At 66.7% G+C, this 17,712-nt stretch carries 13 protein-coding genes; 3 read left to right on the forward strand and 10 right to left on the reverse strand.

Features of this window, described 5'->3' with window-relative positions; genetic code table 11:
- Positions 1-12: 12 nt before the first annotated feature.
- Positions 13-207 carry a hypothetical protein gene (locus LRC39_RS18040; protein ID WP_107356328.1) on the reverse strand — a complete coding sequence of 65 codons (195 nt, stop codon included), beginning with the start codon at positions 205-207 and terminating at the stop codon, positions 13-15.
- A 196-nt stretch (positions 208-403) separates the two neighbouring features.
- Here LRC39_RS18040 and LRC39_RS18045 point away from each other — a divergent pair, with 196 nt between their 5' ends.
- Together LRC39_RS18045 and LRC39_RS18050 are read left to right on the forward strand one after the other, a co-directional pair.
- Positions 404-2,233, forward strand: a complete 1,830-nt coding sequence (locus LRC39_RS18045) for an aminopeptidase P family protein (RefSeq protein WP_346295165.1) — start codon at positions 404-406, stop codon at positions 2,231-2,233.
- A 361-nt stretch (positions 2,234-2,594) separates the two neighbouring features.
- Positions 2,595-3,881 carry a multidrug effflux MFS transporter gene (locus tag LRC39_RS18050; RefSeq protein ID WP_346295166.1) on the forward strand — a complete coding sequence of 429 codons (1,287 nt, stop codon included), beginning with the start codon at positions 2,595-2,597 and terminating at the stop codon, positions 3,879-3,881.
- Between the two features lie 284 nt (positions 3,882-4,165).
- Here the strand turns inward: LRC39_RS18050 and ligA are convergent, their stop codons facing one another.
- Positions 4,166-6,313, reverse strand: coding sequence for an NAD-dependent DNA ligase LigA (gene ligA, locus LRC39_RS18055; RefSeq protein ID WP_346295167.1), 2,148 nt, complete (start codon positions 6,311-6,313; stop codon positions 4,166-4,168).
- 145 nt (positions 6,314-6,458) lie between these two features.
- Here ligA and LRC39_RS18060 point away from each other — a divergent pair, with 145 nt between their 5' ends.
- Complete coding sequence (locus LRC39_RS18060; protein WP_107356332.1) at positions 6,459-6,746, forward strand: GIY-YIG nuclease family protein; 288 nt, start codon at positions 6,459-6,461, stop codon at positions 6,744-6,746.
- 126 nt (positions 6,747-6,872) lie between these two features.
- Here the strand turns inward: LRC39_RS18060 and LRC39_RS18065 are convergent, their stop codons facing one another.
- The 8 genes from LRC39_RS18065 to LRC39_RS18100 all read right to left on the reverse strand — a co-directional run bounded on the left by LRC39_RS18065 (position 6,873) and on the right by LRC39_RS18100 (position 17,681).
- Complete coding sequence (locus tag LRC39_RS18065) at positions 6,873-7,832, reverse strand: IS110 family transposase (RefSeq protein WP_346295168.1); 960 nt, start codon at positions 7,830-7,832, stop codon at positions 6,873-6,875.
- A gap of 217 nt (positions 7,833-8,049) precedes the next feature.
- Positions 8,050-9,735, reverse strand: a complete 1,686-nt coding sequence (recN, locus tag LRC39_RS18070; RefSeq protein ID WP_346295169.1) for a DNA repair protein RecN — start codon at positions 9,733-9,735, stop codon at positions 8,050-8,052.
- A gap of 11 nt (positions 9,736-9,746) precedes the next feature.
- The gene (locus tag LRC39_RS18075; RefSeq protein WP_164573044.1) at positions 9,747-10,655 is read right to left on the reverse strand and encodes an outer membrane protein assembly factor BamD; all 909 of its coding nucleotides are present in this window, start codon (positions 10,653-10,655) and stop codon (positions 9,747-9,749) included.
- 226 nt (positions 10,656-10,881) lie between these two features.
- On the reverse strand, positions 10,882-11,844 hold the full coding sequence (gene lpxC / locus LRC39_RS18080) for a UDP-3-O-acyl-N-acetylglucosamine deacetylase (RefSeq protein WP_107345299.1): 963 nt from the start codon (positions 11,842-11,844) through the stop codon (positions 10,882-10,884).
- Positions 11,845-12,190: 346 nt separating this feature from the next.
- Positions 12,191-13,969 carry a cell division protein FtsZ gene (gene ftsZ / locus LRC39_RS18085; RefSeq protein WP_107356334.1) on the reverse strand — a complete coding sequence of 593 codons (1,779 nt, stop codon included), beginning with the start codon at positions 13,967-13,969 and terminating at the stop codon, positions 12,191-12,193.
- A gap of 93 nt (positions 13,970-14,062) precedes the next feature.
- Complete coding sequence (gene ftsA / locus LRC39_RS18090; RefSeq protein ID WP_346295170.1) at positions 14,063-15,385, reverse strand: cell division protein FtsA; 1,323 nt, start codon at positions 15,383-15,385, stop codon at positions 14,063-14,065.
- Complete coding sequence (locus tag LRC39_RS18095) at positions 15,382-16,374, reverse strand: cell division protein FtsQ/DivIB (protein WP_346295171.1); 993 nt, start codon at positions 16,372-16,374, stop codon at positions 15,382-15,384. The genes ftsA and LRC39_RS18095 overlap by 4 nt, the downstream gene beginning before the upstream one ends.
- A 317-nt stretch (positions 16,375-16,691) precedes the next feature.
- Positions 16,692-17,681, reverse strand: coding sequence for a D-alanine--D-alanine ligase family protein (locus LRC39_RS18100; RefSeq protein WP_346295172.1), 990 nt, complete (start codon positions 17,679-17,681; stop codon positions 16,692-16,694).
- Positions 17,682-17,712: the final 31 nt, after the last annotated feature.

Raw genomic sequence — 17,712 nt, forward strand, 5'->3', positions numbered from 1 at the left:
CTGAGCGGGTGCTCAGTGCGCGGGCTTGTCGGGAAAGCGGCTGTGAGCGTCGGCGTTCGGGTCGGTGCGCCTGACCGCCGACTGGACGAAACGGTCCAGGATGCGCACGATCACACCACGCGGCTGCGGCTGCTCGGGCTCGACGTTCGGAGGCGTACCACCCGGGCGGACCGGCGGGGAAATCTTCTCAAACGTAAAAGCAGGCATGGTGTATCACCTCGTCGTTGAGTTGAGACACTCCCGGGATTGTCCCGGACGCGTTGTCAGAGCGTGGTGCAGCTGGCACTGCGGAGCTCTCGCCCGTCTCTTGCGGGCTCGATAAATCAAGCATAACTCGTGCCATAAGCTGGACTTTATGCATATCGCGTGAGCCGTGCGCAACGTGTCGAGGGAGCAGACCGCTATGTTCGAGTCGCATTTCCAGAGCTTCGAGGAGCCCGAGAGCGGCGTCGCACTCACCGCGCGGCTGTCGGCGTTTCGCGAAGAGCTGCTGCGGCGCAAGCTCACCGGATTTGCGATTCCCCGCGCCGATCAGCAACAAAACGAATATGTGCCTCCGTCCGACGAGCGGCTGGCGTGGCTCACCGGCTTCACCGGATCGGCGGGTCTGGCGTATGTGCTGATCGATCAGGCCGCATTGTTCGTCGACGGCCGCTACACCTTGCAGGCCGCCAAACAGGTCGACGGCAATGCGTGGTGCATCGAGTCGCTGGTCGAACCGCCGCCGGAGCGCTGGCTGGAGACGCATCTGAAAGCCGGTGATCGCCTCGGATTTGATCCGTGGCTGCACACTTCTTCGGCAGTCGAACGGATGCAGGCCGCCTGCGCCAAGGCCGGCGCCGAGCTGGTCGCGGTCGACGGCAATCCGATCGACGCGGTGTGGAGCGAACGCCCCGCGCCGCCGCTCGGACCGGTCACCGTCCACGGCGTGGAATTCGCCGGCGAGAGCGAGGCCAGCAAGCTCGGCCGCATCAACGAGGAGCTGGTTCGGCTAAAGGCCGATGCGCTGGTGCTGTCGGATTCCCACGCGGTCGCCTGGACCTTCAACATCCGCGGCGCCGACGTCTCGCACACGCCGCTGCCGCTGTCCTACGCGCTGCTGCCGAAGGACGGCCGCCCCACCATCTTCATCGATGGCCGCAAGCTGTCGAACAGCGTGCGCGACCATCTCGAACAGACCGCCGAGGTCGCCGAGCCGGCCGAGCTGGCGCCGATGCTGCGCGAACTGGCCAAGACCGGCGCGACGATCGCGCTCGACAGCGCCACCGCGGCCGATGCGCTGACCCGGCTGATCCAGGAGGCCGGCGGCAAGCCGCTGCGCGGCGCCGATCCGGTCGCGCTGCTCAAGGCGGTGAAGAACCAGGCCGAGATCGACGGCACCCGCGCCGCGCATCGCCGCGACGCGGTGGCGCTTGCGCGGTTCCTGGCGTTCATCGATGCGGAAGCGCCGAAGGGTGCGCTGACCGAGATCGATGCGGTCGAAGCGCTGGAGACGTTCCGCCGCGACACCGGCGCGCTCAAGGACGTGTCGTTCCCGACCATCTCCGGCACCGGACCGAACGGCGCGATCGTGCATTATCGCGTCACCCGCAAGAGCAACCGCCGCATCCAACCCGGCGACCTGCTGCTGATCGATAGCGGCGCGCAGTATCAGGACGGCACCACCGACGTCACCCGCACCATCGCGGTCGGCGGACCGACGGCGGAGATGCGCGACCGCTTCACCCGCGTGCTGCGCGGCCATCTGGCGATCGCCCGCGCGGTGTTTCCCGACGGCACCACCGGCGCGCAGCTCGACACGCTGGCGCGGCAGTTCCTGTGGCAGGCCGGGATCGATTTCGAGCACGGCACCGGCCACGGCGTCGGCAGCTATTTGTCGGTGCACGAGGGCCCGGCGCGGATCTCCAAGCTCGGCACCACGCCTCTGAAGCGCGGCATGATCCTGTCCAACGAGCCCGGCTACTACAAGACCGACGGCTTCGGCATCCGGATCGAAAACCTTGAGCTGGTGGTCGAGAAACACATCGGCGGCGCCGAGAAACCGATGAACGGTTTCGAAGCCCTGACGCTGGCGCCGATCGACCGCCGCCTGATCGACGTGGCGATGCTCAGCGCCGAGGAACGATCCTGGCTCGATGCCTACCACGCCCGCGTCCGCGAAACCGTCCGCCCCCACCTCGACGGCCCGACCCAACTCTGGCTCGACGCCGCGACGGCGCCGCTGGGGGTCTGAGCGCCCCAGCACAGCCCTCACCACTAGTCATTCCGGGGCACGCGCGTAGCGCGTGAGCCCGGAATCCATACTCCCTGGACTCGCGGTGAAGCACAGCGGCACCGCCCTCCTCCATCACAAACGCCAGGGAGTATGGATTCCGGGCTCGCGCTCCGCGCGCCCCGGAATGACAATCGAGAGTCTCTGCGCGGCGTCCCGGAACGACGCGTGGCTGAGGTTCGGCCACCGCCGCCCCGCCCTCGCCCGCCTTCCGCATAGCCTTATGCCGAAAAACCGCCTGTTAGCATTGCCCTGGCAGGCTACAGTCGAACCACCAGCTCACATCCTTCGCCCTGGCAGGCCCGTCGGGAACCGATCTCGCATGCACGGAATCGTCGGCAGATACGCAACGATCGACGCCAGCCGGCGCGACCTGCCGCCGTCGAAGCTGCTGCTCCTGCTGCTGGTGCTGATGAACGGTGCGGCGCCGATCGCGCTGTACATCTTCGTGCCGGCGCTCCCAGTGCTGGCGAGCGATTTTTCCAGCGACATCTCGGTCGCGCAGATGACCGTGTCGCTCTACATGGTCGGGCTGGCCTGCTCGCAGTTGATCATGGGGCCATTGTCCGACCGCTTCGGCCGCCGCCCGGTGCTGCTCGGCGGGCTGGCGCTGATGGTCGCGGCCAGCATCGGCTGCATCTTCGCGCAGACGCTGCCGCAACTGATCGGCTTGCGCTTTCTGCAGGCGCTCGGCGGCGCCTCGGGCATGGTGATTAGCCGCGCCATCATCCGCGATCTCTACAGCCGTGACCGCGTCGGCGGCATGCTCAGCCTCGTGATCGCCGTGATGATGATCGCGCAGATGCTGAGCCCGCTCGCCGGCGGCGTGATCGAAACCGCGCTCGGCTGGCGCGCGATCTTCTACGCCGTCACTGCCGGGGCGATCGTCGTCGCCGCCGCGATTACGCTGGCGCTGCCGGAAACCAGCCGCCGCAGCATGCCCGCCGCGCAGCGCGGCGGCTTCCGGACCGACCTCCGCAGCCTGTTCGGCAGCCGCGCCTTCATTGGCTACGTGCTGTGCCAGGTACTGGCGTCGGCGATCATCTTCATCTTCGCCGGTGGCGGCCCCTACGTCGTGGTGACGCAGATGGGCCGCAGCAGCGCCGAGTACGGCGCATGGTTCGCCAGCTCCGGCTTCGCCTATCTGATGGGCAACGTGTTCTGCGTGAAGTTCTCGCCGCGGCATTCGCTCGACCGGCTGATCTGGTTCGGACTGGCGCTGCAGATCGCCGGCGCGCTGCTCAATCTGGCGTGGGGTATCCTCGGCTGGAATCAGGTGCCGAGCTGGTTGTTCGGCACCCACATGATCATCATGTTCGGCAACGCCGCGGTGATGGCCAACGCCGCCGCCGGCGCGATCAGCATCCGCCCGCAGGCCGCCGGGACCGCATCCGGACTGATGGGCTTCACCCAATTCGGGTTCGGCTCGCTGTGCTCGCAGGCCGGCGCCTGGCTCGGCGGCCATTTCGCGACACCGTTGCCGCTCAACATCGCGATCTTCGGAACGGCACTCGCCTGCGCCTCGGCGATGATCTTCCTGGTGCCGCGCCGCAACCTGATCGCGACCGAGGAAATGATCGAGAAAGCCGAAGAAGAGACGCTGGTGTAGATCGGCGATCCTCCACCGTCATCCTCCGCTAAAGCGGGGGATCCAGTATCCCAGAGCCTTACGCGTTCACATCGAAGCGCCCCAACAAGTCATTCCGGGTCGCCCACGCAAGTGAGCGAACCCGGAATTCAACACGCGGGTGAGCTTCAGCGAGATTCCGGGTTCGCGCTACGCGCGCCCCGGAATGACTCGCGGATGCTATGGCGGATCGCCTTAACGCTCTGGGATACTGTGTCGCCCGCCTGCGCGGGCGATGACGTCTGTTGATGCAGCAACGCCGTGAACTACCCGCCGATCAGCGCCAGCCACTCGTCTTCGGTCAGCACCGTGACGCCGAGGTCTTTCGCCTTGGTCAGTTTCGATCCGGCGTCTTCGCCGGCGACCACGTAGTCGGTCTTCTTCGACACCGAGCCGGCAACCTTGGCGCCGAGCCGCTCCGCCGCGGCCTTGGCTTCGTCGCGGGTGAATTTCGACAGCGAGCCGGTGAACACCACGGTCTTGCCGGCGACCGCAGTGTCGCGCCGTGCCTGCTCGGCCGGCAGCACTTCGGTGAGTTCGACCAGCAGCGCATCGAGCGCCTTGATGTTGCGCTCTTCGGCGAAGAACTCGACCACCGCTTCGGCAACGACGTCGCCGATCCCGGCAATGTTGTCGAGATCCTGATACGCCTCCGAGGTGTTGCCCTCCTCGGTCTGCGCGTCGGCGGCTGCGCGCATGGCAGTCAGAAACGCTTCCAGCGTGCCGTAGTGCCGCGCCAGCAGCTTGGCGTTGCCCTCGCCGACATGGCGGATGCCGAGCGCGAAGATCAGGCGGTGCAGTTCGATCGTCCGCCGCGCATCGATCGCGGCGAACAGATTGCGCACCGAGGTTTCGCCATAGCCTTCCAGCTCCTCGATCTTCAGCTCGGCGTTGCGGGCTTTCAGCGTGAAGATGTCGGCGGGCTCCGTGACCCAGCCACGCTCGTGGAACAGCTCGATCTGCTTCTCGCCAAGACCGTCGATGTCGAACGCCAGCCGCGACACGAAATGCTTCAGACGCTCGACTGCCTGCGCCGGGCAGATCAGCGCCCCGGTGCAGCGCCATACCGCCTCGCCCTCCTCGCGCACCGCGTGGCTGCCGCACACCGGGCATTTGTGCGGGAAGTGATACGGCTTCGTCGTATCCGGCCGCTTCTCCATCACCACGCTGACGATCTGCGGGATCACATCGCCGGCGCGCTGCACCACCACGGTGTCGCCTTCGCGGATGTCGACGCCATCGCGGATCGGCTCGCCATCATTGCCGATGCCCTTGATGTAGTCCTCATTGTGCAGCGTCGCGTTCTGTACCACCACGCCGCCCACCGTCACCGGCTGCAGCCGCGCCACCGGCGTCATCGCGCCGGTGCGGCCGACCTGGATGTCGATCTTCTCCAGCACAGTCGTCGCCTGCTCGGCGGCAAACTTATGCGCGATCGCCCAGCGCGGGCTGCGCGACACGAAGCCGAGACGTTCCTGATAGTCGAGACGGTCGACTTTATAGACCACGCCGTCGATGTCATACGGCAGCGACGCGCGTTTCTCGCCGATCCGGCGATAGAACGCGAGCGCGTCCTCGACGCTGTGACACAGCGTGATCTCGGGATTGACGACAAAGCCGGCGTGATCGAGCCACTGCAGCATCTTGTGCTGGGTCGGCTCCTCCATCGGATAGTCGCTCATCTCGCCCCACGCATAGGCGAAGAACTTCAGCGGCCGCGACGCGGTGACCGCCACGTCCTTCTGCCGCAACGAGCCAGCGGCGGAGTTGCGCGGATTGGCGAATACGGTTTCGCCCATCTCCTCCTGACGCTTGTTCAGCGCAAGGAAATCTTGCTTCAGCATATAGACTTCGCCGCGCAGCTCGCAGGCGGCGGGGATGTGCTTGCCCTTCAGCGTGTTCGGCACGTCCTTGATGGTGCGGACGTTGGCGGTGACGTCCTCGCCGGTGAAGCCATCGCCGCGCGTCGCCGCGCGTACCAGCTCGCCGTTCTCGTAGCGCAGCGACAGCGACAGGCCGTCGATCTTCGGCTCGGCAACGATCGCCGGCACGTCGTCGAGCTTGAGAAAGCGCTGCACCCGCAGGGCGAACTCGGCGACTTCGTCATCGGCAAACGCGTTGCCGAGCGACAGCATCGGCACCGCATGCTGCACCTTGGCGAAGCCGCGGGCCGGCGCCGCGCCGACGGTCTGGGTCGGTGACGAGGCGCTGACCAGCTCGGGAAACTTCTGCTCGATTGCCTCCAGCCGCCGCCGCAACGCGTCGTAGTCAGCGTCCGAAATCTTCGGCGCGTCGTCCTGATAGTATGCCTTGTCATGCCCCTCGATCTCGAGGCGCAATCGCATCAGCTCCACCTTGGCCTTGGCTTTGGTGAGGGTGGCGATGTCGGGGGCGGGTTTGGTCTTCGCAGCCATTTTTCGCACTTGAGATTCCGGGTTCGCGAGCTCACGCTCGCGCCCCGGAATGACCGAGGTGATGAGGTTAGAAACTTTACCGCGAGTCATTCCGGGCGCTTGCGACAGCAAGCGAACCCGGAATCTCGCCGCGCGCGAGGCGCCGGTGGCCTATTATGTCTATCTGCTCGCCAGCCGCAAAGACGGTGCGCTGTATGTCGGCGTCACCAACGACCTCGTCCGCCGGGCTTATGAGCATCGCACCAAAGCCGTGCCGGGTTTCACGTCGAAATACAACATCGCCAAGCTGGTGTGGTTCGAAATCCACGACGACCCGATCTCCGCCATCACAAGGGAGAAGGAGATCAAGAAGTGGCGACGGGCGTGGAAAGTGGCGCTGATCGAGCGCGACAATCCGGGCTGGGACGATCTGTTCGAGACGATCGCACGCTAGGCTGGGGCCGGGTGCCCTGAATCTCAGGATTCCGGGTTCGCGCTGCGCGCGCCCCGGAATGACGGCGAAAACGTCTCCCCGAGTCATTCCGGGGCGCGAGCACAGCTCGCGAACCCGGCGACTGTCTCATGTGTCAAGGGTCTTACCTTGATATGGCGTGTCGGCTTTGACGAGTGCGTTGGCTGTGACGAGCAGTTTTCGGGCGATTGCGATGAGCGCGACCTTTCCGGGTTTTCCTTGCAGGCGAAGGGCGTTGTAGTCGTCGCGGAGCTTGGGGTGGTGGCGGGCGGCGACTAGGGCGGCCATGTAGAGGGCGGCGCGAACGCAAGGACGTCCGCCGGCGATGGCGGCGCGAGGCGGCGCTGCGCCGGATTGGCTGACGTGGGGCGCGAGCCCTGCGAGGCTGGCGATGGCCTTGCGATCGCGCTGGCCGAGTTCGGGTAGGTCGGTGATGAGGAGCGTAGCCACCCGTTCGCCGATGCCGGGGATCGATTTGAGGATGTGAAGGACGCGGCGGAGTTCGGCGTCGTCGCCGATGCGCCTGGCGAGTTCGGCCTCGATGGCTTGGCACTGCGCCGACAACGCGGCGATCGCGGCCCGATGACTATCGAGCAGGAGCGTGCCGCGGACCTGCTTCATCCGGGTCTTCTCCATCGCGATCATCTCGGTGAGCTGGCGGCGTCGGAGCGACAACGCCTTCAGCTCGAGTTGGGTGTCGGTCGGCAGGGGGCGCAGGGTCTCGGGCATAGTGAGAGCGAAGCGCGCAATCAGTCGCGCGTCCAGCCTGTCGGTCTTGGCGCGACCGCCTTCGGCCTCGCGGAACGCCTTGATCCGGCGCGGATTGACGATGCCGACTTCGAAGCCGGCGACCGAAAGCGCTTTGACCAGCGGTTCGGCATAGGGACCGATCGCCTCCAGAACCACCCGCCTGACGCCGGAGCGTTCGAGGCGGGCGATGATCTCGGCGATGCCATCGGCCAGATTAGGCATCCGGAAGGTCTGGCCCGACGGAGCCAGCGCGACATCGAGGAAACGTTGGCCGGCATCGACGCCGGCCGCAACCGCAAGCGGCACTGCAATCGTCATGGGCATCGGTCCTGTATGCGGGCGATCACCGCAACGGCAATGCCCGGGCGACTGTTCGATCAAGCAACACCGACAGAGGCGCCCGCACCGGGTTACGGCGAGATGATCGGCCGGGAATCTACCGAGCGGCCTCCGTCGTGCTGACTATGCACCAGCACCTCGCAGATACAGGAATCTCGATGTCCGCCGCAGCTCTCGGAGCCCAGCAGCGTGCGCCCTACCCCGCCGCCTTGATCAGCCGATCCGCCGCGGCCCTTGCCTCCGCGGTGATCTCGGCCCCTGCCAGCATGCGGGCGATTTCTTCGCGGCGGTGCTCTTCGGCCAGCGCGGCGACGCGGGTGGCAACGCGTTTGCCCTTGTCGAGGGCGGCCTTGGAGATCAGCAAATGCTGGTCGGCACGGGCGGCGACCTGTGGGGCGTGGGTGACGGCCATCACCTGGACCTTGGAGGCGAGCCGCCCCAGCCGCGCACCGATCGCATCGGCGACCGCGCCGCCGACGCCGGTGTCGATCTCGTCGAACACCAGGGTCGGCGCCGAGCCCTTGTCGGACAGCACCACCTTCAGCGCCAGCAGGAAGCGCGACAGCTCGCCGCCCGACGCCACCTTCATCAGGGGGCCCGGCCGCGTGCCCGGATTGGTCTGCACCCAGAACTCGACGCGGTCGATGCCCTGCGGCCCCGGAGCGGCGTCATCGGCCTCGACCTGGGTCATGAACTTGGCGCGTTCGAGCTTGAGCGGCGCCAGCTCGGCACCCACCGCCTTGTTGAGCTTCTCCGCCGCTTTGGTCCGGGCCGCCGAGAGCTTTGCGGCTGCAGCGCTGTAGCGGGCGTCGGCTTCGGCGGCGTCCTTCTCCAGGACCACCAGCCGATCGGCGCCGGCATCGATCAGCGCGACGTCGGCGACGTATTGAGCGGCGAGCGCGGCGAGCGAATCCACCGGGGTCGAATACTTACGGGCGGCGGCGCGCAGCGCGAACAGCCGCTCCTCGATCCGCTCCAGTTCCAACGGATCGAAATCGGCCGCCGCCAGCGCGGCGTTGAGGTGCTGATCGGCCTCTTCCAGCGCGTTGATGGCGGCGTCGATCGCTTTCACGGCCGGCTCGACCAGTTGAGGCGCAGAACCGGCGCGGCGCTCCAGCCGGCGTACCGCAGCAGCCAGCGAGGCGACCGGCGAATGCGGCCCGCCGACTGCCTCCTGCGCCTCGCGCAGGTCGGCGGCGATCTTCTCGCCCTGCATCATGGTGGCGCGGCGCTCGGCCAGCGTGGTCTCCTCGCCATCCTGCGGCGCGAGCTGCTTCAGCTCATCGGCGGCATGGCGCAGATAGTCGGCCTCGCGGGCGGCACGCGCCATGCCGGCGCGGTGGGCGTCGAGCGCGGCCCGCGCGGTGCGCCGGCCCTCCCACAGCGTCTCCAGCGCGGCAACGTCCTTCTCGAGCCCGGCGAAGGCATCGAGCAGCCGGCGATGGGTGGCGGCGTCGACCAGCGCCCGCTCGTCATGCTGGCCGTGGATTTCGACCAGCGTGGCGCCGACGGCTTTCAGGGTCTGCACGCTGACGGACTGGTCGTTGATGAAGGCGCGGGTGCGGCCGTCGGCAAGCTGGACCCGGCGCAGGATCAGTTCGCCGGATTCGTCGACCTCACGATCGTCGAGGCCGTTGGCCTTGAGGATCGCGAACGCCGGATGGGTCCTGGCGACATCGAAGCTGGCGGTGACCTGGCCGTGCTCGGCGCCGTGGCGGACCAGCGCGGCATCGCCGCGGCCGCCAAGCGCCAGCGCAAAGGCGTCGAGCAGAATCGACTTGCCGGCGCCGGTCTCGCCGGTGAGCACCGCGAGGCCACGGGAAAATTCGATGTCGAGCCGCTCGATCAACACGATATCGCGGATCGAAAGGCGCGAAAGCATGGGAGACGGTCCTATCCGAGACCGAGCTTTTTGAAGGACTTGCTGATCCAGGAGCCCTTGTTCTCGGTGGGTTCGAGTCCCCCCGACTTTACAAGATTGTAGGCGTCTTTGTACCAGCGGCTGTCAGGAAAGTTGTGGCCAAGCACGGCGGCGGCGGTCTGCGCTTCGCCGACGATGCCGATCGCCATATAGGCCTCGGTCAAACGCGCCAGCGCCTCTTCGACGTGGCGGGTAGTCTGATAGCGCGTCACCACGGTCTTGAACCGGTTGATCGCCGCGGCGTAGTCGCGCTTGCTCATGTAATAGCGGCCGATATCCATCTCCTTGCCGGCGAGCTGGTCGCGGGCGCCTTCCAGCTTCTGCTTGGCGCTGTTGGCATATTCGGAGGTCGGATATTTGCGGATCACCTCTTCGAGCGCGGCGATCGCCTTTTCGGTGCGGCCCTGGTCGCGCGAGATGTCCGGGATTTGATCGTAATTCGACGCCGCGATCAGGTACTGCGCATAGGCAGCGTCCGAGCTGCCGGGGTGCAGCGTGACGTAGCGGGTGGCGGCGCCGATGCAGCTGTCGTAGTCGCCGGCCTGATAGTAAGCGTAGGCGGACATCAGCAGCGACTTACGCGCCCAATCCGAATACGGGTGCTGGCGGTCGACTTCTTCGAACTTCTTGGCGGCGCCCTTGGTGTCCTTGTCCTGATTCATCAGGTACAAGCCTTCGTTGTAGAGCTTGTCCGCCGGCTCATCGACCATCTTGTCGTCTTTGGCCAGGAACTTGTCCCACAACGCGCCGGTGCCGCAGCCACCGAGCGGAAGCGACAGCGCCAGCAGGCTGAAGATCATCGGCAGCCCGCGCCGCAGGCGATCGCCCCTGCGAGAAGTCTCTCCGTTCCGCAGTCCGAGCGCGATCCGCTGTGCCGACATCAATTCCAACCCGACAAATGGAGAACGGTGCCCCGGCAATCGACCAGACCGCTGTGGCCTGAGCCATCGACCTGCGCCGGAAAGCGTGGAGTCAACCGCCGGCTGTTTAGCCGAAAAAGGTGACTTCACCAACCGGGTACGCAGCTAATTCGCCGGGAATAAGGCGGCCGGCCCAATCGGTTAACAGGCCGCAAGATGTGGAAAATCGCCTGACTCGCTGTTGCGGTCAGGACACGTCCGGACCGTAGGCCGGAGCCACCATGCCGCCGACCAGGCCGGTGACGGCTTCGGCGTGGCCGCGCACGGCACGACGCGCCGGCTCGGCTTCGATCACGCGCCAGGCGCTGCGATCGGCCAACAGAGTGGTCAGCACGGTGTGGTTGAGCTTGTGGCCGCCGCGCACCGAGCGATAGGCGCCGAGGATCGGCAGGCCGGCGAGCGCGAGGTCGCCGATCGCATCCAGCGCCTTGTGGCGCGCGCATTCGTCGGAGTAGCGCAGGCCTTCCGGATTGAGCAGACGGTCGTCGTCGAACACCACCGAGTTTTCGAACGAGGCGCCGAGCGCGTAACCCATCTTCCACAGCCGGGCGACGTCGTTCATGCGGCCGAAGGTGCGGGCGCGCGCGACTTCGCGGCGGAAGATCTCCGGCTCGACCGCGAGCGCATATTTCTGCTTGCCGATCTGCGGATTGGAAAAGTCGATTTCGACTTCGACGCGGAAGCCGGCGGCGTAGGGCCGGAATTCGCCGAAGGATTCGCCGATCGCGGCGGAGACAGGCTTCAGGATCTGAAGGTATTTGCGGGGAGCGGCCTGCTCGCGGAGGCCGGCCTGGTCGATGGCAGCGACGAACGGGGCGGCGCTGCCGTCCATGATCGGAACTTCGGGACCGTCGACTTCGATCGTGGCGTTGTCGATGCCCATGCCGCGCAGCGCGGAGAGAATGTGTTCGGCGGTGGAGACCAGCGGACCGTCGCTGTCGCCGAGAACGGTGGCCAGCTCGGTGGCGACCACCGACTTGGACGTCGCCTTGATCTCGCGATCGGCGCCATCAAGTCCGGTCCGGACAAAAAGAAAACCCGCATCGATATCTGCGGGTCCCAACGTCAGAGTCACAGGACGGCCCGAATGAACACCTACGCCCGTCACCGTGGCTTGCGAACGCAGCGTGGTTTGCCGGCTGAACTTCATAAGTAAAGTGTCCCACTGACGCAGTGCGGAGATCGTTCCGGTCCTGTCGGCCGGGCGACTCGCTCTAGGCGTCCCCAAGTCCGTATTGACCATAGCACTGCCCCAAATCGCGCCAACTCACGCTTTTTTACGGATTGTTACCCCAAACCCGCCGCATTACCGCCGCCTGCCGATCGAATTCGACATCAATCGTGATCGGCGCGATTTTGTTTCAGTTCCGCCTAAAGTCGTAAACTCACGATTTTTCAGTGACTTAGATTCTGAAGGCCAGAATACCGGCTTGCCACAAAAAAGGGCCCCGGCGGATCGCCGAGGCCCTGAACTTGGTCAGATTTCAGACATTGTTTCAGGTCGCCTGCCGCCGGAGAAAGGCGGGGATATCCAGATGGTCGTCGCCCTGTGGCGCGGGGGCCACAGGCGCCGGGCGGCCGTGCATGTCGAGCCCCTGCGGCGCCGGACGCTTGGCGTACTCGGACACCGGCTCCTTCCCCATCTGATCGGCGACGCTGCGCTGCGGCCGGCGCTCCGGCAGCGGCGGCATCTGCGGACCGCCGTTGCGGGCGACCTGCGGCGCTTCGGCCGGCTCGTCATCGCGGCGGCCGAGGCCGTTGGCGAGGCGCTGCAGCAGCGACAGCCGATTCTTCTGCGGATGATCCTCTTCGCCGTCGCCGCGGGCCTGGCGGATTTCGTTCTGGGCCGGCACCGGCAGTTCGTCGAAGCGCGGCATCCGCGGCGGGCGCATCGCGGCGCGGTCGGCGGCCGGCGGCACGAAGGCTTCCGGCGCAAGCGGCTCTTCGGACACGGCGCGCGACTGTTCCGGATCCGGGAACAGCGACGGCTTCTGCGGGATCGGGCGGACGGTGACGTCGCCATAGGACGCCGGCTGCACCGGGGCTTCCTGCGGCATCGGCTCGTTGCCGACGGCGGCCGCGATCGCGGCGAGCGCGGCGCGCTCGACATTGGCGGCCTGGCGCGGAGACGAGTCGACGACAGCGGCGGCCGGAGCAGCGGCGGCCTGGGCGGCGCGCATCGCAGCAGCTTCGGCAATCCGCTGATTGTCGGCCCGCAGCTTGGCTGTCAGCTCAGCCAAGCGGCTATCGTTTCCCACCGCACTCACGGCGGCGGCCGCGGCCGGGGTGCCGGCATTGCGCGACAGCTGCGCCTGCTCGATGCCGGTGGCGACCACCGACACGCGGATGATGCCGTCGAGGCTCTCGTCGAAGGTGGCGCCGACGATGATGTTGGCGTCCTGATCGACTTCCTCGCGGATGCGGGTGGCGGCTTCGTCGACTTCGAACAGCGTCAGGTCCTTGCCGCCGGTGATCGAGATCAGGAGGCCGCGGGCGCCCTTCATCGAGGAATCGTCGATCAGCGGATTGGCGATCGCCGCTTCGGCGGCGGTCAGCGCGCGCTTCTCGCCGGTGGCCTCGCCGGTGCCCATCATCGCCTTGCCCATCTCGCGCATCACGGCGCGGACGTCGGCGAAGTCGAGGTTGATCAGGCCTTCCTTGACCATCAGGTCGGTGATGCAGGCGACGCCCGAATACAGCACCTGGTCGGCCATCGCGAACGCGTCGGCGAAGGTGGTCTTCTCGTTGGCCACCCGGAACAGGTTCTGGTTCGGGATGATCAGCAGGGTGTCGACGACTTTATGCAGCTCGGTGATGCCGGTCTCGGCGGTGCGCATCCGGCGCGCGCCTTCGAAGTGGAACGGCTTGGTCACCACACCGACGGTCAGTATACCCATCTCGCGCGCGGCCTTGGCGATCACCGGCGCGGCGCCGGTGCCGGTGCCGCCGCCCATGCCGGCGGTGACGAAAACCATGTTCGCGCCCGAGAGGTGGTCGCGGATTTCGTCGATGACTTCCTGCGCGGCGGCCGAGCCGACGTCCGGCTGCGAGCCGGCGCCGAGACCCTGGGTGACCTGGGTGCCCATCTGGATCAGCCGCTGGGCCTTCGACATCGTCAACGCCTGCGCGTCGGTGTTGGCGACCACAAAGTCCACGCCATCCAGTCCGGCCGTGATCATGTTGTTGACCGCGTTGCCGCCGGCGCCACCGACGCCGAACACGGTGATCCGGGGCCGCAGCTCGCGAATATCCGGGACATTGAGATTGATGGTCATGGTTGCCTCTCGATTACGCGCGCGTTGGTTCGTGAAGTCCCCGGCAAATGGCCTGGGCAATCTGTGAAAGCGGAAGGGGGCGGAAAAGAGTCATCAGAAGCCCTCGCGCAGCCAGCGGCCGACTTTGCCGAAGTAACCGGCATGGGCGTCGGCCCGGATGTGGCGGGTGTGGCGAGGTTCGATGTGCTCGAGATGAGCGAACTGCGGATAGACCAGAAGGCCGGTCGGCACCGCGAACGAGCCGCTCTTGGCTTCGTTCGGCAGACGGCCGACGCCGAGCGGACGGCCGACCCGAACCGAGCGGCCGAGAATCCGCGTGGCGAGCTCGGGCACGCCGGTGAGCTGCGACGCACCGCCGCTCAGCACCACACGCGCCCGGGGCTCTGCCGCAAATGGCGACTCCGCCAGCCGGTCCCTGACCATCTCAAAAATCTCCTCGGCCCGATGCCGGATGATGTTCGCGATCGTGGCGCGGGAGATCACTTGCGGGCTATCCCGCTCGTCCCCGGCGGCCGGGATCGACATCAACTCGCGCGCATCGGAACCGCCAGTTAGCACCGTGCCATATAACGTCTTGATTCGCTCGGCATCCGCAATGCACGCGCCGAGTCCACGGGCGAGATCCATCGTGATGTGATGCCCGCCGACCGCAAATCCGGATGCGTGGACGAAGCGGCCGCCGGAATAGATCGCGAGCGTCGTGGTACCAGCCCCCATTTCGATCAGCGCGGCGCCGAGATCGACCTCGTCGTCGGTCAGCATCGACAGCCCGGCGACATACGGGCTCGCCGCCATTGCTTCGACGTTGAGGTGGCAGCGCTCGACCGCGAGCATCAGGTTCTTGGCGACGGTGGCGTCGGTGGTGACGACGTTCATGTCGACGCCGAACTGGCGCGCCACCATGCCGCGCGGATCGCGGATGCCCTTGACGCCGTCGAGCGTGTAGCCGACCGGCAGCGCGTGCAGCACAGCGCGGCCGATGCCGGTGGCGTGATGCATGCCGGTCGAGGTGACGCGGCTGATGTCCTCGGCGGTGACGGCACCGCCCTTGATGTCGGAGGTCGCTTCGATCAATTGGCCCTGCAGCCGGCCGGCGGAGACCGACAGCAGCACCGATTCCACCCGCACCTTGGCCATGCGTTCGGCGAGCGCCACGGCGTGGCGGATCGCCTTCTCGCATTCCGCCATATCGACCACCGCGCCCGCCTTGACGCCGCGCGACTGGATCTGGCTGTAGCCGACGAGTTCGATCGAATGGGTGCGGCCGCGCAGCGCCTCTTGCGGCGGGCACGGCTTCAGCCGCGCGATCATGCAGGCGATCTTGCTGGTGCCGATATCGAGCGACGCCACCATCACGGTGCGATGCGGCGCAATCGGCCGGGTCTTCGGCGTCTGGGTACGATCGAAGACGGTCACGCGTCACCAGCCTTCTTTTTGGACTTCTTGTCCTTGCTGCTCAACAACTCTTCCCGGGCCTTGAAGGCGGCGTCCGACAGCCGCACCGTCAGCCGGTCCGGCAGCCGCATATCGATGGCGGTGATGTCGCGCGAGAACAGCTTGTCGTCCTGATCGAGCTGGCTGAGCATCGTCAGCGCGTTGCCGACATCGTGCTCGGGCATGCGAATGACGAGACCGCTGGTGAGCCAGACGTTCCAGCGCCGTTCGCCGACCAGGGCGACGGCGCGGGTCTGCGACCACACCTGCGGATAGCGCTGCAACAGCGCGATGAAATCCTTGGCTCGTTCGCCGGCGCCCTTCCCGACCACCAGCGGCAGCGACAGGAAGCGGCGCGCCACATATGGCTCGAGCACAGCGCCATCATCGGCAATCACCGACATATGGCCGTCGAGCTGCCAGCGCGCGAAAGCGGTGCGCTCGACGATGTCGATCTGCAATTCGCCCGGATAAAACTTCAGCACGGTGGCGTCGGCGATCCACGGATTCGCCTTCAGCTTGTCGCGCACCGCGGCGGCATCAAGAAACAACAGCGACGACCGCCCGGTGATGCCGCCGATCGCCAGGACCTCGTCCTGAGTGAGCTGCTTGCGGCCGGCGATCGCGACTTGCTTGATGCGGAAGCCGGCGAGATTGGCGGCGCCGTTGCGGGTGTCGTCCAGCGCCTGAACGAACTCGTCGACATGACCGCCCTTGACGATGCCCATGCCGGCGCTGCTGAGCAGGATTAGCGCGGTGAAGGCGACGCCGACGCGGCGCGGCAGCCAGCGCTCCAGCACGGCGATCACACCGCGCGACGGCTCGGGACGCACCAAACGCTGCGGCCGCGCCTGCTTCTTGCGCGAACGGCGTTCGCGCAGCAGCGCAGCCACCGCGTGGGCGACCGCCTTCAGGTCAGACTGAAGCCTCGACAGTCTTGACGACCGGGCGAGGCGCCCTCCACCGTCCATTGCAAAAGCTCGTTACACGTTGCGCCCGCGCCTACTCCGGGCAATGGCGCAGGTGACGTCTCGGTGGTTCCGGACCCGCCCTGCGGGCCGGACCGTCTGCCAGAAATGCAAACCGAAACGGATAAAGAGCTCCGCCCGGCTTACGCCACGACAGCCGAGCGCCAGGATGCGCCGCCAGCGTTAACCTTCGGCCCTCCTGGTAAACAAATCGTAAAGCAGGCCTGCGCAGACCCGAATTTGTTGCGTCCGGAGAAGGATTTGCGGCGAAAACGCGACTTTCCGCCAAGGCCTCCAGATGGAACCCGGAGGGCGTCCGGTCAGCTCCGCACGGCGCGCTCGGCCAGCGCGATCTGCCCGTTAAGGAAGTCGACGAAGGGGATTCCCAGCGCGTTCAACGCCTTGGGATAGAGCGAGGCTTTGGTGAGGCCGGGCAGCGTGTTGGTCTCCAGGAAAATGGGGCCATCCTTGCCGACGATGAAGTCGGAGCGCGAGTAGCCGCGGCACGACATCACCCGGTGCGCCCGCACGGCGTAGTCCATGATGGCGGCTGCGATCTCGGGGGCGAACCGGCCGGGGCAGATCTCCTGGGTCGATTTGGCGAGATACTTCGCGGTGTAGTCGAAGCCGCCGTCGGCCGGCACGATCTCGATCGGCGGCAGCGCGCGCAGCGAGCCGTCTTCGGCTTCGAGCACGCCGCAGGTCGCCTCGACGCCGGCGACGAACGGCTCGATCAGATAATCCTCGGTCTTGGCGGCATGGCGCACCGCGACCAGGTCCTGCTTGGCGTTGACGAAGAACAGTCCATAGCTCGAGCCGTCGCAGGCCGGCTTGGCGATCAGCCGGCCGTAGGTTTCGAGCGCTGCCTCGGCATCGGCGAGCGCGATCCCGCTCACGGTACGGACACCGGCGATCGCCGCGAAATGCTTGGCGGCGACCTTGTCGAAAGCCAGGTGCGAAGCTGCCGAGCCCGAGCCGGTGAACGGCACCCGCCGCAGTTCGCACATCGCCTGCAACTCGCCGTTCTCGGCGGCGCCGCCGTGCAGGCCCAGCACCAGCAGCCGCTGCTCGGCCGCGGCGCGATCGAGCGCGGTTTCGAGCGGGCCGACGTTCTCGCCGTCCGGCACGAAAGCCTCTTCGAACGGCCGGGCGTGCGCCAGCAACGCTTGTGCCGAAACGGCATGGACGCGGTCGTCGTCGTTCCAGAACCACAGATCGGCGTCCGGCTGCGCGCTGTGCAGCGCCTGCGCCGAGGCGACCGACACCAAGCGCTCTTTGCTGGTGCCGCCGAACAGAATGGTGTGTCGCATCGGTCGATCCGCCGCGCGGTCCCTGTTTAAG

The organism is Rhodopseudomonas sp. P1, from assembly GCF_039642825.1.
In the GTDB taxonomy this organism is placed as follows: Bacteria; Pseudomonadota; Alphaproteobacteria; order Rhizobiales; family Xanthobacteraceae; genus Rhodopseudomonas; species Rhodopseudomonas palustris_H.

Excerpts from the sequence above, each read along its gene's own strand:
- LRC39_RS18040 (WP_107356328.1), bottom strand. The coding sequence starts at position 207 with ATGCCTGCTTTTACGTTTGAGAAGATTTCCCCGCCGGTCCGCCCGGGT.
- LRC39_RS18045 (WP_346295165.1), top strand. The coding sequence starts at position 404 with ATGTTCGAGTCGCATTTCCAGAGCTTCGAGGAGCCCGAGAGCGGCGTC.
- LRC39_RS18050 (WP_346295166.1), top strand. The coding sequence starts at position 2,595 with ATGCACGGAATCGTCGGCAGATACGCAACGATCGACGCCAGCCGGCGC.
- ligA (WP_346295167.1), bottom strand. The coding sequence starts at position 6,313 with ATGGCTGCGAAGACCAAACCCGCCCCCGACATCGCCACCCTCACCAAA.
- LRC39_RS18065 (WP_346295168.1), bottom strand. The coding sequence starts at position 7,832 with ATGACGATTGCAGTGCCGCTTGCGGTTGCGGCCGGCGTCGATGCCGGC.
- recN (WP_346295169.1), bottom strand. The coding sequence starts at position 9,735 with ATGCTTTCGCGCCTTTCGATCCGCGATATCGTGTTGATCGAGCGGCTC.
- LRC39_RS18075 (WP_164573044.1), bottom strand. The coding sequence starts at position 10,655 with ATGTCGGCACAGCGGATCGCGCTCGGACTGCGGAACGGAGAGACTTCT.
- lpxC (WP_107345299.1), bottom strand. The coding sequence starts at position 11,844 with ATGAAGTTCAGCCGGCAAACCACGCTGCGTTCGCAAGCCACGGTGACG.
- ftsZ (WP_107356334.1), bottom strand. The coding sequence starts at position 13,969 with ATGACCATCAATCTCAATGTCCCGGATATTCGCGAGCTGCGGCCCCGG.
- LRC39_RS18095 (WP_346295171.1), bottom strand. The coding sequence starts at position 16,374 with ATGGACGGTGGAGGGCGCCTCGCCCGGTCGTCAAGACTGTCGAGGCTT.
- LRC39_RS18100 (WP_346295172.1), bottom strand. The coding sequence starts at position 17,681 with ATGCGACACACCATTCTGTTCGGCGGCACCAGCAAAGAGCGCTTGGTG.